At 47.8% G+C, this 13,744-nt stretch carries 9 protein-coding genes; 1 reads left to right on the top strand and 8 read right to left on the bottom strand.

The genetic code is table 11. The features are described from left to right. Nucleotides 1-43 precede the first annotated feature (43 nt). Nucleotides 44-2,377 carry an endo-1,4-beta-xylanase gene (locus J7E78_RS05525; RefSeq protein WP_215075309.1) on the bottom strand — a complete coding sequence of 778 codons (2,334 nt, stop codon included), beginning with the start codon at nt 2,375-2,377 and terminating at the stop codon, nt 44-46. A 362-nt stretch (nt 2,378-2,739) separates the two neighbouring features. After that, on the bottom strand, nt 2,740-3,510 hold the full coding sequence (locus J7E78_RS05530; RefSeq protein WP_215075310.1) for a helix-turn-helix domain-containing protein: 771 nt from the start codon (nt 3,508-3,510) through the stop codon (nt 2,740-2,742). Nucleotides 3,511-3,656: 146 nt separating this feature from the next. Here J7E78_RS05530 and J7E78_RS05535 point away from each other — a divergent pair, with 146 nt between their 5' ends. After that, the gene (locus J7E78_RS05535; RefSeq protein WP_215075311.1) at nt 3,657-5,906 is read left to right on the top strand and encodes an FAD-dependent oxidoreductase; all 2,250 of its coding nucleotides are present in this window, start codon (nt 3,657-3,659) and stop codon (nt 5,904-5,906) included. A 58-nt stretch (nt 5,907-5,964) separates the two neighbouring features. Here the strand turns inward: J7E78_RS05535 and bglB are convergent, their stop codons facing one another. The 6 genes from bglB to J7E78_RS05565 all read right to left on the bottom strand — a co-directional run bounded on the left by bglB (nt 5,965) and on the right by J7E78_RS05565 (nt 13,628). Continuing rightward, nucleotides 5,965-7,035, bottom strand: coding sequence for a beta-galactosidase BglB (bglB, locus tag J7E78_RS05540; RefSeq protein ID WP_215075312.1), 1,071 nt, complete (start codon nt 7,033-7,035; stop codon nt 5,965-5,967). Between the two features lie 35 nt (nt 7,036-7,070). Beyond that, a complete protein-coding gene (locus J7E78_RS05545; RefSeq protein ID WP_215075313.1) occupies nt 7,071-9,626 on the bottom strand; it encodes a hypothetical protein in 2,556 nt (851 codons plus the stop codon). Nucleotides 9,627-9,631: 5 nt separating this feature from the next. Next, on the bottom strand, nt 9,632-10,450 hold the full coding sequence (locus J7E78_RS05550; RefSeq protein ID WP_397330472.1) for a carbohydrate ABC transporter permease: 819 nt from the start codon (nt 10,448-10,450) through the stop codon (nt 9,632-9,634). A gap of 5 nt (nt 10,451-10,455) precedes the next feature. Continuing rightward, the gene (locus J7E78_RS05555; protein ID WP_074094691.1) at nt 10,456-11,361 is read right to left on the bottom strand and encodes a carbohydrate ABC transporter permease; all 906 of its coding nucleotides are present in this window, start codon (nt 11,359-11,361) and stop codon (nt 10,456-10,458) included. 91 nt (nt 11,362-11,452) lie between these two features. Beyond that, nucleotides 11,453-12,724: an ABC transporter substrate-binding protein gene (locus J7E78_RS05560; RefSeq protein ID WP_215075315.1), complete on the bottom strand. Its 1,272-nt coding sequence runs from the start codon at nt 12,722-12,724 to the stop codon at nt 11,453-11,455. A 22-nt stretch (nt 12,725-12,746) separates the two neighbouring features. After that, a complete protein-coding gene (locus J7E78_RS05565) occupies nt 12,747-13,628 on the bottom strand; it encodes an AraC family transcriptional regulator (protein WP_091031576.1) in 882 nt (293 codons plus the stop codon). Nucleotides 13,629-13,744 lie beyond the last annotated feature (116 nt).

Below are 13,744 nucleotides of genomic sequence, written 5' to 3' on the forward strand. Positions count from 1 at the left end.
GATCTGGGATCTCCGGCTAGGCTGGATATAACGACTTAGCAAATTAGGATATAGGCTCCACTCCCCAGACAAGCTCGCCGTTCCGGTAAAGAGTTACCTTGGTCCAATCGGCAAAAGAGGTTTGCAGCGGGTTAAAGGAATAATCATCCCCTTCGCTGTAATTGGACCAGTCTGCTTTGTGCAACCGGGTATGGATCTCCCCAGAGGTTCCTCCGACCGGGATCACGCCTGCTCCGGTACCAAACTTCAGTTCCAGATAATGGTCCGCTCCAGGAACAGGTGCAGGCAGTTTCACTATGCTGCCGCTGATCTGACTGCCTCCAAGTTGTGCATAATCACAGAAAAAGGATTGTTGTTTCTCCCCGTCCACTGTATACCAGTAACGAATTGTCAGTTCATTCAGGCTAACTGTGGAGGTACCGTTGTTGTGAATGACAAACTGCGGTTTCATTTGGTTATCGAGCAGATTTGTCTCCCCTGCACGATAGGCTAGAGTCAGATTGCCAGCAGGCTCTGGCGGCCCTCCACCCTGGACCTTTGCGGAAGCTTGAACGGAGTTCACACTCTTCCCAACGCTGTTAACCGCATTCACCACATAGTAGTAGGTGGTTCCAGCAGATACCGCCATATCCTTATAGCTTGTTCCCGATACAGCGGCCACAGATGTATACGGTCCGGCTGCTGTCAGCGACCTGTTTACCGTATATGAGGTCGCACTTGCAGATGCACTCCAGCTTAGATTGATGCTGTTGTCGCTAACCGCAGTGGCGGTCAGATTCTGCGGAGCGGCTGGTACTGCCTCGACCTGGACCGTCTCTAAAACGGACCAATAGGCTGGCTTGGACTGGAGTCGCTCGTCGAAAAGCAGCGGCCAGTTGTTGCGGGCGACCGGGAAGGTTCGTAGCCAGGTATTGGCATCATCCTTGCCCCACAAGGTAACATTTTTGACTGTGTCCGTATGCCTCAGGAAGATCTGGAACAGGGACTTGTACAGCGCCGCCTGCTGTGTCTTCAGTTCTTCCGGGAAGATATCATAAGATTGCGAATCATTGGAATATACACTTACATCAAGCTCAGTAATATGTGTTTCGAGGCCCAGCGCCTTGAATTTGACAATGGAACTCTCAATTTCCGAAAGGGTTGGATAAAAGAGGCTGATGTGTGTTTGATGGCCGACTCCGTCAATAGGCACACCCTTGGCTTGAAGGCGAGTGATCAGATTGTAGAGGGCCTGGCTTTTGGCCGGCTCATGGGTATTGTAGTCATTAATAAACAACTTGGCATCCGGGTCGGCTGCATGGGCGAATTCAAATGCTTTCTCAATATATTCTTCCCCGGCAATCTGGTACCACAGACTGCGCCGCAGGCCATCCGGCTCGGAGGCATCAATGACTTCATTCACAACGTCCCAAGCGTAGATCTGGCCTTGATAACGCTCCATTACCGTCTCAATATGCTGCTGCATCCGTTCATACAGCACCGTTTTGCTCACCAGATTGCCGTTGGCATCGTGGAATACCCAATCCGGAGTTTGTGTATGCCAAACGAGGGTATGCCCGCGTATCTCTTGTCCGTTCGCTGCTGCAAAAGCAACTGCGGCATCCGACCCGCTGAAATTATACATACCCTCTTGCGGCTCGGTACTGTCCCATTTCAGAACATTGCCTGGTGTCAGACTATCAAAATGCTTCGTAAGCAGCTGCTTGTCCGGTTCGGTCAGTAGTTCATTGTTCGTGAAGGCCGTCCCAATTCGAAACTTGCCCGCAAAAGCATCCTGTAGGGAAGGAATGTCTTCTTCGATCACAATGGGTCCGAGATCTGGCAGCTTCTCCAATCGGAAATCATCCACATAAAAAGAAGCTGTGGCAAGGTCTGGCACTTCAAAATAAACCGATAACTGATTCGCTGGTTCCAGCATTTTAAACTGTGCAGTAAGCTTGGTCCATCCGCCTGCGGATGCGGTACCGAATGTTAAATTTTCATAATGTGTTGTATCTGGCAGGGTACGCTGTAAAGACATATTGAGGTTTGTGCTGGACGCTCCCGCCGGAAGCTTCACCCAGCCAGTGAACACATACGTCTGTCCCACCTCCAAAAGTTCTGTCACATCCAGCGCTGGCCCATGCCATGTCATAGCACGCCCGCTCACTTCCAGTCCATAATCTCCGGTACGAGCTGCAACGGCGCTTGCATGAAGCGTTTCTACTTCACCGCGTCCGCTCCAGCTCTGAACCGTGCCATCTTCAAAATCATGACTCAGAATCAAGGTATTCTCCCCTTCTGCCGCATGGACAGATGGAGCCGCCCAATACAAAGGAACTAAAAAAGTTATCATCAAAACAAATTTAAGCGCTTTCAAAAATATCATTTTTCTCATCGCTTCCATTCTCCTTTATCGAATATTAGGATGAATTCCTTATTTTAAAGGCTAAGGCTATATCCACCTCCTTGGTTTTAGTTATAAAATCAGAGTCCTCATTCAAACGGATACGGGGGCATACGTTCGGATAAGGACTCGATATGGTAAATTATAGTATAAATTGTCCATGATCTACAACTGAAATTGTACTTCCCCTCTAATTTCGGTTAGAAATGCAGTATCCGTTGCTTCTGCACTCATTCACACCAGCTCCTCCATAATCTGGGCAACCCGTAACGAAGGTGTATACCTGGTGCTCCGCTTGCTTCAAAAGTTGTCTTTATAGTTGTCTTTAAAGCTTTCTGCTCACTTCTTTCAGCTTACACCCTGTGTCTCCTGCGATACTCAGATGGACTTATGCCCAACGTTTTGGAGAACACCCTGCTCAGATAAAATCCGTTTTCATATCCGCATCGCTCGGCAATTTGGTTAAGGGTCAGGCTGCTGTCAGCCAAGAGGTTCTGCGCTTTTTTCAGACGGACCCGTTTGAGATAGCCTGATGGCGTCTCCTGAAAAGCTTCCCGGAAACGCCTTGTCAACTGCACCGGACTCAAGGCCAGTCGCTGCGCCAATTCCTGAAGGCTGATCTCCTCTTCCGCACGCTCCTCCAGCAGCGCTGCCGCTTCAGCCATTCGTGCGTCTTCAGTAAATCTCCGCTCCTGTAAGCGATTCTGTCTGCGTTCCACCTGATACAGCTGCCACAAATCCATCATAAAATGTGTCTTCCAACGGGCAACTTCCCCCTTATTCTCCTCACTGTCCTGGCGTAAATAAGCGTACGTCGAGGCTAACCGCTTCGTGTCATTAATCAGCGATTTTCCGGCTGGTGGCAGAAACTCCTCCTCCTCCTCCTCCAGGCTACTGCTAAACTGTAAATAGTGAAATGTCAGCGGGGTAATGACTGTCCGCCGAAAAGGAACCGCCGGGGGGCACAGCACCAGATCGCCAAAACTCGCTTCTCCGATCTGACCCCCAATCTCATAATGGAATATTCCCTCTTCGACGGCAAAAGCCACCCAAGTCGTATAGATATCTTCCGTAAGAGCAAATTCCCCTTTTTGCTTCCAGTAGATGTGGTTAAGCAGCTCCATGACTTGACCACCCTTTCTGTGAAATAAAGTATATGTTTGATGATAGTATAGTGCATTTAAAAAGTGAATATATAAATCTAAGATGAAATTATAGATATGTAGTTGGAGTCAAGGTGGATCTATCTTCAGTTGAGGAGGTCACAGATATGAAACAAGAGCATGTACAATACGACATCACCGTCATCGGCGGAGGACTTGCTGGTGTATGCTCCGCGATAGCCGCTGCCCGCATGGGGCAGCAGGTGGCGCTGGTGCAGAACCGCCCCGTACTTGGCGGCAATTCCAGCAGTGAAGTACGCGTATGGGTCTGCGGCGCTACCGCCCACGGAATTAACCGTTATGCCCGCGAGACGGGCATCATGGGGGAACTGTTTGTAGAGAATCAGTATAGCAACCCGGAAGGCAACCCGTATCTCTGGGACTTGATCATTTTGGAAGCCGTTCGAGCTGAATCCAACATCAGCCTGTACCTGAACACGGATGTCCATGAAGTTGAGGCAACCGGGGATGGCGAGGAACGCATGATTACCTCCGTTACCGGGTGGATGATGGGTTCTGAGCGCAAAATCCGATTCGAAAGTCAGATCTATCTGGACTGTACGGGCGATGGATTGGTTGGCTTTCTGGCTGGAGCCAAGTTTGCACTCGGCCGGGAAGCCCGCAGCGAATATGGCGAAGATTGGGCACCGGAGGTGGCTGATCAGATCACGCTGGGCAGTACACTCCTCTTTTATACCAAGGATGCTGGTGCGCCTGTCCGTTATATCCCGCCTTCTTTTGCCAAGGATATTACACAGACCAGCATTCCGATTCGCCGGGTCATTCGCAGCGGGGATTCCGGTTGTCATTACTGGTGGATTGAATGGGGCGGTGAACATGACACCGTTCATGACAATGAGCTGATCCGTGATGAACTGTGGTCCGTGATCTACGGGATCTGGGACTATATCAAGAACTCCGGCAAGTTTGATGCCGACCATATGACGCTGGAGTGGATTGGTTCGCTGCCTGGCAAAAGGGAGTACCGCCGCTTCACGGGTGACTATGTGCTCACCCAGAACGATATTATCAGCCAGCGGGAGTTCCCGGATGCCGTCGCCTTTGGCGGCTGGTCCATTGACCTGCATCCCCCGCAGGGCATGTACGCCGAAGCGAGCGGCTCGAAGCATATGCATGCCGATGGCGTATATCACGTGCCGTTCCGCTCGCTGTATTCCGCCAATGTGCGGAATATGCTCATGGCCGGGCGCGACATCAGTGCATCACATGTCGCCTTCGGCACAACGCGCGTCATGGCAACATGCGCGGTCATCGGCGAAGCCGCGGGTACGGGCGCGGCGCTCTGCGCGGCCATGGGGGTGTCGCCTCGCGAGCTGCACGCGAGGCATCTGGCGGTCCTGCAGCAGACGTTGCTGCGGCAGGACGCTTCCATCATCGGGGTGCGCAGCCACGATGAGCTGGATCTGGCCCGGCGTGCCAAGGCTACAGCCTCCAGCACGCTGACGGGCATCGCTCTTGAGCAGCCTGGCGAGACGTACCCGCTGGGTACGGATGTTGCCCTAATGCTGCCTGTGCATCCAGTGCTCAGCGGCCTGGAGCTGCTGCTGGATGCATCCAGCGATACCGCGCTGACGGTAGAGCTGTGGGATACGGGGCGTAAGGAGAACTACGTCCCGCATTGGTTACAAGTTACGGCGACTGTTAACGTTACAACAGGAACTGCGCAGTGGGTGAAGCTTCCGCTCGAATGGCGACCGGAAGAACCGCAGAATGCTTTTATAATCATCCGCTCCAATAAAGCCGTCTCACTCTACCATTCGACAGAAGCACACAGCGGGGTGCTGATCTTCTTCAAAACAGAAGAAAACCACGTCTCCAAAAATCTGGAGGATCATGCCACGGATCAGCCTGTCGTAGTATGGTCTATGCAGGGATTGGCGCGTCAGCCATTCTGCTGTCGTACCCTCTCTGAGACTTCGGCCTATTCAGCGGACAACACGATTAACGGTTATCATCGCCCTTACGGTGGGCCGCAGCAGTGGATGTCGGAACCCATGGAGCCCGGCAAGCCGGAATATGTTCAGTTAACATGGGAAGAGCCGCAGATGTTGGCTGAAGTACATTTCACATTTAATGACGATGTGAACGAGGATCTGGTTAATTTACATCACCATCACACAACATTCCGCGTGATGCCTGAGCTGGTGCGTGATTATCGCGTGGATGTACTGGCTCCGGCTGGCGAATGGATACAAGTCGCAAGTGTGCAAGAAAATCACAAAAGAAAAGTTATTCATTCCCTGGATGTCCCTGTGTCAGCTCAGGCTCTGAGAATCATAATTGATGCCACAAATGGCAGCAGATATGCCGAATTAATCGAGATTCGAGCTTACTAAACAAAAAGGAGGATACAGGAAACTGTATCCCCTACCCTCCATACAAGTCCGCCTTATTCTATTCGGCGGTTGGAACCCGCAAGCCCTCAATCAGGATAAACAATGTAAGTGCTTGTCCATAACCCATCGGACTAATCGGTATATCTTTATAAAACTGAGCATCTTGTCCCACAGGAGTACCATAGGACACCTGCTGTACGACTCCGTGATCATCAATATGTTTCAACACCGCTTCAAGCGCACTCAAACCATTCTGGCGATAGGATTCATCCAGGTATCCATACCGGATTCCCTTGAGAATGCCGTATCCAATCGCTGCTGTTGCCGAGGTTTCTTTGTAAGAGGTTGGATCATCCAGCACAGTGTGCCACATGCCATCCTCACCCTGAAGCTTGCTCAGTGCTCTGACTTGAGCGGTTGCTGTATCCAGCAGATAGGCCTTGAGCCCGTCTTCGATCGGAATGATATTCAGGAAATCCATAACTCCCGCCGTATACCATGCATTGCCCCTTCCCCAATGAACAGCACCATAGTTATGATTTTCATTGAAATCCCAGCCATGATAGAACAATCCGGTTTTCTTGTTATATAGATATTTGATATGCACAAGGAACTGTCGTTTGGCTTCTTCCACCATGTCGGGTTTCTTGAAGTATACCCCTGCCTTGGCCAAAAATAACACCGTCATAAACAGAGTATCAATCAGAATTTGACCCTCATTGGCGTCTCCCGTGATCATATGCTGAAACGCACCATCTCCGGTTCGCAGCAGTCCATCCATGATCCAACTGCTCCACTCCTCACAGACCTGTTCGTATTCCCTGTTGCCGGTCAGCTCGCATAGTGAGATCAAAGTAAGAAGCGGAGCACAGGTGTTCACATTTTTTTCCGGTAACCCTTCCATCAGCCTTGCATTGTACCATGATTCCAGAAATTCCAGCACTTTAGGATCTTTCGTTGCCTCATGGAGCTGAAGCAAGCCATACAGACCGACACCTTGCGGCCATTCCCATAGATGTATGTCGATTAGTCCGATGGGAAACTGTTCATTGATGCTTGTGTTTTTCATAGACTCCATCGCTTGGGATACCTTGCTTATTCTCTCCTGCAGCACCATTTGATTCAGCATGTTGGTTATCACTCCCTTGGTTTGTTGCACACGATTCAGCGCTCGATGTCCAGTAACTTCAGTTGTCCCTTCACTCCATAACCTTCGTGTATAATTTCCTCTTCTTGAATAAGAAAAGGCTTGTTCATTCCCCATTGAATTGGACCATATACCGGGTCTGTTAGAGTGAGAGTTAAAGCTTGATTATCGAATTGCGGGCTTGCAGAACGAACTTGGTTGATAAAAGCGTCAAATGACCCGAATTGCTGTTCGCTTCCTGCTCTTATAATCCAGGCGTTACGCATGCCAGGGGAAATAAGCTCACGTTCCCTTGTCACCCCGTTGCTCTCCATACTGATCCCGTTAGCCGCATATATAGCTACATAACCCTTATCCAAACGAGCAAAATGCCAGTTCTCATGCCTTACCCATTCCGTGAAGGAGTGAGTAGGAAAATAAGCATGTGTCCAGTCAGAGTTGTTATCCGCAGGAATATCAAACATCATCAAAGCGATCCCCTCATGCTGAACAACATCAGGCAATATCCCATTCCCAGCCCAGAAGCAAGGTCGACCATCCCCATGCTTGTATATTTCTGCCGGATGATTCACCCAGATCTGTGCCTCAGGTGACAGAGATAAATGCTGGACATGCTCCTGATAACCTGGCTTGCCTGGACGAAAGCGAATGATTGAGGATAAGGAGTATTCCTTGGTCCGACAATGGTAGAGCTTGGCGTAACCTCCCTTGCCCTGCTGATTGGCGAACACTAACTGCTGATTGTCCCCAAGCAACAGATGCTCCTGATATGCTGCTGGAGGACTGTAATCCGATAAACTCAAGGCAACATTGCTGATTGAATAATTGTTTACATTGCCAACGCCATAAGCGATCCAGCACATTGAAGTTGTTCCCGCTGCATAACTGCCCAGCAGTTCCTTCTCATAGCTGCGCCCAAACGTTGTTGACAAGACTCCTTGATGCATTTGAACGGTAATATAATAGAATAACAGGTCCATTGCCTTTTTGGCTTGCTGCCTGAGCTGTTCATCATGGGCAAATTCATAGATATGCAATAGCCCAACCGCATCAATCGGAATGTATGCACTTGAATTCCATTCTGCCAATCCTTCATCCAAAAAGCGCTCAAACCATAATGCAAGCCTCTGCTCTGCTTTTTGACGATGTACTTCACCGGATTCACCACTGTTGCTGAACGTTTCATCCCCAAACAGCTGTCCGGCTAACAGCTCATTGGTATGGAACAACAAGGCATGGTTCTCACTGAAGAACCACATCACATCATCGCCAGGCTCATCTATCCAATATCGATAGCCCAGAATACTTGCTTTCACCCGATCCCAGAACGATTCACTGAACAGACCGCTATTTCGCTCATCTCTCCAAAGACGGAACAGTCCCACCAGATAGAAGTCACTGCAATCCTTCCGTTGCTCAATCCCTTCCACACCCTCAAGCAAAATGTTCTCCGCTTCTTGCAGATTGCCTCCTGTTTTGAGCATGGCGATGGCCTTATGAATATTGGGACTGCCCTTCTCAGCAATGCATCGCAGAGCCAGGGATTTGCGGGCTTCAATATCCGAAGCTTGCTGAGCAGCCTCATCATAGCTGGTATCATAGGATTGGCAGCCAAACTTCTTGGTCAGTACAATATTTGAAACTGAAATAGCCAGCGTGAAATATACGTAATGATGACCGAGTTGATTTGTATGTGCCAGGACCAGGTCCGTTTCCTTTTCGGCGATGTGTATCGTTTTATTTTCGGTGCCGTCAAAAAAATTGCCATACTGAATATCAACCTCACTAACGATGTCCGGTAAGGGAAGCGGCAGCTTAAGCTTAATCTGCTCACCTCTGAAGAGATCCGAAGGAAAATAAGCCTGTTCGAGGGCTTCCTCTGCGGATTTTACAGACTCCGCCAAATGAGGAGCAATCGGCAGGGAAATCACCAATTCCTCGTCGCCCAGGTATTCCACCGCAAAAGCATACATGGTATCCCGCTCAGCCAGATCCTCCCAGCAGGCATAGATCTCATTGATTCCAGCTACAAGTTCAGCTTTAATAACGATTTCCTGCTCCTTGTTACGCATGAGTGGCGCAAAATCCGTTACCATTTCCCCATTCACCCACAACGTCAGACTGCCATAGGTCTTAATCCGCAAAGAGGCGGTATGAGCAGTCAGAGAAATCAGTCTTGTCGCCGCGTAACTGCGCAGATGTGTCGGTACAAACCAAAATCCTGATTGCTCCACCCGTGGATTACTCCAAGGAGAATACAGTGTCCAAGGCATTCCGTTCTCTTCTCCAACGAAGTCGTCTCCCGGGCTAGGAAACTCGCTCCATTGATCAAAAAATCGGTTCACAGGCTGCGTTCTCCGATGTTCTACAAATTCCTTTCTGCATGGATTCTCATGAATGGCAAAACCATCGATAAGCCAATCATTAATATCTCCCTCCATCGTTGTTGGAACAAAGGCAACAGGCTTTGTATATATGCCGCTGATCATCCAATGATTAATGACCTGATTGCGACCTAATTTCATAGGTTTATAATTCAAGGTATCCATCCCACTCCGGGTGGTATCTGACATTCAACTCATCCTTTCATTCCTGAAGTAATCATACCGCTGACAAAATACCGCTGGAAAACCATAAAAACAATCAGTACCGGAAGCATCGTGATTACGGACATCGCAAGCAAACTTCCCCAATCCACGTTGTATTCACCAATAAAATTAGAGAGCGCAAGCTGAATCGTATATTTCGATGGATCACTAATCGCAATTAACGGCCATACAAAATCATCCCATCTCCACATGAAGGAGAAGATTGCGAGCACCGCAAGAATTGGCTTCGCTATCGGAAGAATAATGCTCCAGTAAATTTTCCATTCGCCCGCTCCATCCATCCGGGCAGCTTCCAGCAGCTCGTCCGGTACGCTCAACAAATACTGGCGCATAAGGAACACACCTGTCGGGGTTGCTGCTGGCGGGATAATAATCGCGAGCAGACTATTATACATCCCCAGTGCGCTCAGTACCTTGAATATAGGAATCATAATTACCTCAATCGGAATCATAAGTGTTGAGATAAAAGCAATTAATATGATCGCGCTTCCGCGGAAGCGATATTTCGCTAATGCAAAACCTGCCATGGAGTTAATCAATAACAGCAGCAGCGTTGAGGACACGGTTACGATCGTACTATTCATAAAATATAAGCCAAAATCGCCTTTGCTGAATGCCGCCTTGAAATGCTCAAAGGTGACGGGCTGCGGCCACAACTTGGGAGGGAAGCTGTATAGATCGCTATTCGTTTTTAGAGAAGAAATTACGACCCACAGGACAGGCAGGAGCCACACCACTGCAGCAACAGTTAACATACTGTAGATGACAACTTTGACCATAGGCTTCATTACCATTACGTAGCCCCTCCTTTCGATAGACGGAATTGCAGAGCCGAGAATCCACCAATAAGGATAAACAATATCACCGACATGGCACTGGCCAAACCGAGCTCCTGTCTGTTAAAGCCAATCTCATAAATATATTGAACAATATAGGTGGTATCTTTGCCCGGACCACCACCTGTAAGCGCAAACATAAGTGGAAATGCTTTGAACGCGTCAATCAGAGTCAGCATAACAACAAGCAAGCTTGTGGGCTTCAACAACGGAAGCGTAATATATCGAAACACCTTTATTCCTGTTGCCCCGTCCAAGCGGGCAGCCTCATAATAATCCGTAGGTATAGCCTGCAAACCCGCGATAAAAATGACCATGAAAAAGCCTGCACGTGACCATACTGTGGCGATGATTACAGCCGTATTTGCCCAAAAGGAAGAAGTTAAAAAGCCGACAGGTTCCACACCAACCACGGTTAACAGATGATTCAAAATGCCAAATGAATCTCCGAAAATCCACTTCCAGGTCAATCCTACGATAATGTAAGAAATCATGGTCGGCCAGTAAAATACGGCCCTGAAGAAACCGCGCATTCTAATCTCGCGCGCAAGCAGCAAAGCAATGCCGAGCGCTGCTGCATATATTAGTGGGACAACAATTGCTGCATAAATCCCCGTTCGTCCGATGGTCGACCAAAATTCCCGATCTCCTATAATTTTGATGTAATTGTCCAGCCCGTTGAACTTCATTGGGTTCAATCCATCATAGACATGGAAGGAATAATAGAGGCCCAATAAAGAGGGAAATACGATAAAAGTTCCAAAGATCAGGAGGTTGGGTAGTATAAACAGATAAGGAGCAATAACGAGCTTCCTGTTCTGTTTTGCCAGCGTATTTTTGTTTAATCGTTGTCCTTCACTCATCTGCTTGCCCCTTCCTTATGCGTTATTCGAAAGGGAGGCTTCACAGGAATCGCTAAGCCCCCGTATACGAATTGACCACATGGCTTTACGTTTATTGACTGCCAATAGCCTCGTTAATCAGTTTGGCTGTTCGATCCAGTGCCTCCTGCGGAGTTGCCTTATCGGATAGAACCTCAACAATATTATTTTTCAGGTCCGTTGTAATTTTGGAGATAATCGTCTGTCTGGACCAGTCATTAGCTGCAAGAGGCGAACTGTTCTTCAGTTCATCCGCGAAAATTTCAAACATCTCCTTGCCATATTCATAATTCAGGACAGCGCTGTCCTTCCGTGGACTCATAAACAATGATTCCTGATTATATTTTGAATTCACTTCTTTGGACGTTAAGTATTCAATAAATTCTGCCGCCTCCTGCTCATATCCGCTGCCTTCAAAAGCCATCAGAAACTTCCCGCCTGGCACTGAAGAACGTTGTGTTCCTTTTGGCATGTAGGTGACTCCCCATTCAAAATCAGTGATATCCTTGTAATTGCTGATCATCCAGTTGCCAGCCCAGTGGGTAGCCACCGTCCCGGAACGGAACAGGTTGTTCGGATTTTCCCCTCCGAGCCATACGGATTCGGGCATGATTCCTTCTTGATGAAGCTGCTTGAACTGCTCCATGCTACGGATTCCGGCTTCATTGTTAATCGCTGCCGCAGTGCCATCCTCTGTTAAGATGCTTCCGCCATTCTGATACAAAAGAGTGGACCATCTATGCGGTGTGACATCCCATACCATGCCATAACGTGCTCCACCTTTGTCCATAACCTCTTTTAACGCAGCTGTGTATTCATCCCACGTCCATACCTGGTCAGGAGAGGTCGGTACTTTGACGCCCGCTTTATCAAATAAGGTTTTGTTATAAATAAGCCCATTCGCTGTAACATCCATAGGCGCCGCTACCAGCTTGTCATTAATAACATAATAAGGTTTAAGTGAGTCAATAAATTGATCCTCGAATTGGTCCGCATTGTCCACGTAAGGTGTCAGATCAACCGCTTGATTAGCAAATGATCCGGTATCCGTGACACGGCTCAGGGCAGGTGGCTTTCCACCGGATAACATGGTTTTTAATTTGGTTTGGATATCCTTGAAGCCAACTTCAATCAGGTTGATTTTAACCTTGGTATTGGTCTGCTCATAATCTTTAATGATTTCCTTGATGACTTCTCCTTCTTTGCCATCAGAGAACCACAGGAAATCCAGAGTTGTTTGTTTTGGATTAGCATTGGTACCAGAATTTCCGCAAGCAGTCAATACGATGAGTAACATGACCAATACCATACTAGTGGTGAGCTTAAACGTTGTTCTTTTTGTCATATCAACATCTCCTTGGAAGGGTCTAATGAATTTTGGCTTCGTTGAGCAATTCACTTTTACGGAATAACTGTGGTGATACACCCACATATTGTTTAAAGGCCCTGCTAAAATATACAGGTGTATTAAAACCTAGCGTTTCAGATATGGACAAAATCGGTGCATCCGTAGACAGCAACAATTTTTTGGCCTCTGCAACCCTTTTCCGTATAACATAATTGCTTATGGTATATCCCGTTGTCTCTTTGAAAGAGTGACAAATGTAGTACTTATTCAAATGGAGTGTTTTGGAAAGTTCATCCAACGAAACATTCTCTGTGTAGTTCTGGTTTAAATAATGAAGAACCCGGCTTACACTTGTCTGCTTCTGGGAGGAACATAAAATAGGATTCGCGGATTGTTCACTGGTCGTTTTCCGGTAAATCCGCAGTAACAATTGGGTAAGACTTAATTTGACCATTGTTTTGTACCCTGTATTTCCTGCCCCCATCTCCTCCTTGATTCCTTTAAATATAGCTGTGATATGCTCACGCTCCTCCGGGGGCCAATGCACCAATAACCCATTGGGATGACGGAATATGGACATCAGATTCTCCAACTGACTGACAGCAAGCATGTCCAAAAGCAATAATTCCGTGAAATTGACAAAACTTCGCTTGTACACGATTTCTCTTGAAGGATTGATTCGGTGGGGCACACCGCCTCTGAATATAAACATATCTCCGGGCAGCGGCTTATATATTCGGTCACCGATTAAAAAGGTTGCATCTCCTTGAATAAAATAATGTATCTCATACCCATTATGCGTATGAACAGGCCATTCATCCTGAAAATTATCTGCTTCTGATCGCACATAAACTTCATTTTCCTGCAAAGCAATATTCGTCGGGGTGTGTATGGTTAGCATCAGTAAAGATCTCCCTTCCCAGAATATAAAAAGCAATATAGTTTAATAATTTACAATGATAGCGCTTTACAATGAATTGTATCACAGTTATTTCGATCTAATCTGAACTATATTGC

It is taken from the genome of Paenibacillus polymyxa, from assembly GCF_018614975.1.
Lineage (GTDB): Bacteria > Bacillota > Bacilli > Paenibacillales > Paenibacillaceae > Paenibacillus > Paenibacillus polymyxa_E.

Excerpts from the sequence above, each read along its gene's own strand:
- J7E78_RS05525 (WP_215075309.1), bottom strand. The coding sequence starts at position 2,377 with ATGAGAAAAATGATATTTTTGAAAGCGCTTAAATTTGTTTTGATGATA.
- J7E78_RS05530 (WP_215075310.1), bottom strand. The coding sequence starts at position 3,510 with ATGGAGCTGCTTAACCACATCTACTGGAAGCAAAAAGGGGAATTTGCT.
- J7E78_RS05535 (WP_215075311.1), top strand. The coding sequence starts at position 3,657 with ATGAAACAAGAGCATGTACAATACGACATCACCGTCATCGGCGGAGGA.
- bglB (WP_215075312.1), bottom strand. The coding sequence starts at position 7,035 with ATGCTGAATCAAATGGTGCTGCAGGAGAGAATAAGCAAGGTATCCCAA.
- J7E78_RS05545 (WP_215075313.1), bottom strand. The coding sequence starts at position 9,626 with ATGTCAGATACCACCCGGAGTGGGATGGATACCTTGAATTATAAACCT.
- J7E78_RS05550 (WP_397330472.1), bottom strand. The coding sequence starts at position 10,450 with ATGAAGCCTATGGTCAAAGTTGTCATCTACAGTATGTTAACTGTTGCT.
- J7E78_RS05555 (WP_074094691.1), bottom strand. The coding sequence starts at position 11,361 with ATGAGTGAAGGACAACGATTAAACAAAAATACGCTGGCAAAACAGAAC.
- J7E78_RS05560 (WP_215075315.1), bottom strand. The coding sequence starts at position 12,724 with ATGACAAAAAGAACAACGTTTAAGCTCACCACTAGTATGGTATTGGTC.
- J7E78_RS05565 (WP_091031576.1), bottom strand. The coding sequence starts at position 13,628 with ATGCTAACCATACACACCCCGACGAATATTGCTTTGCAGGAAAATGAA.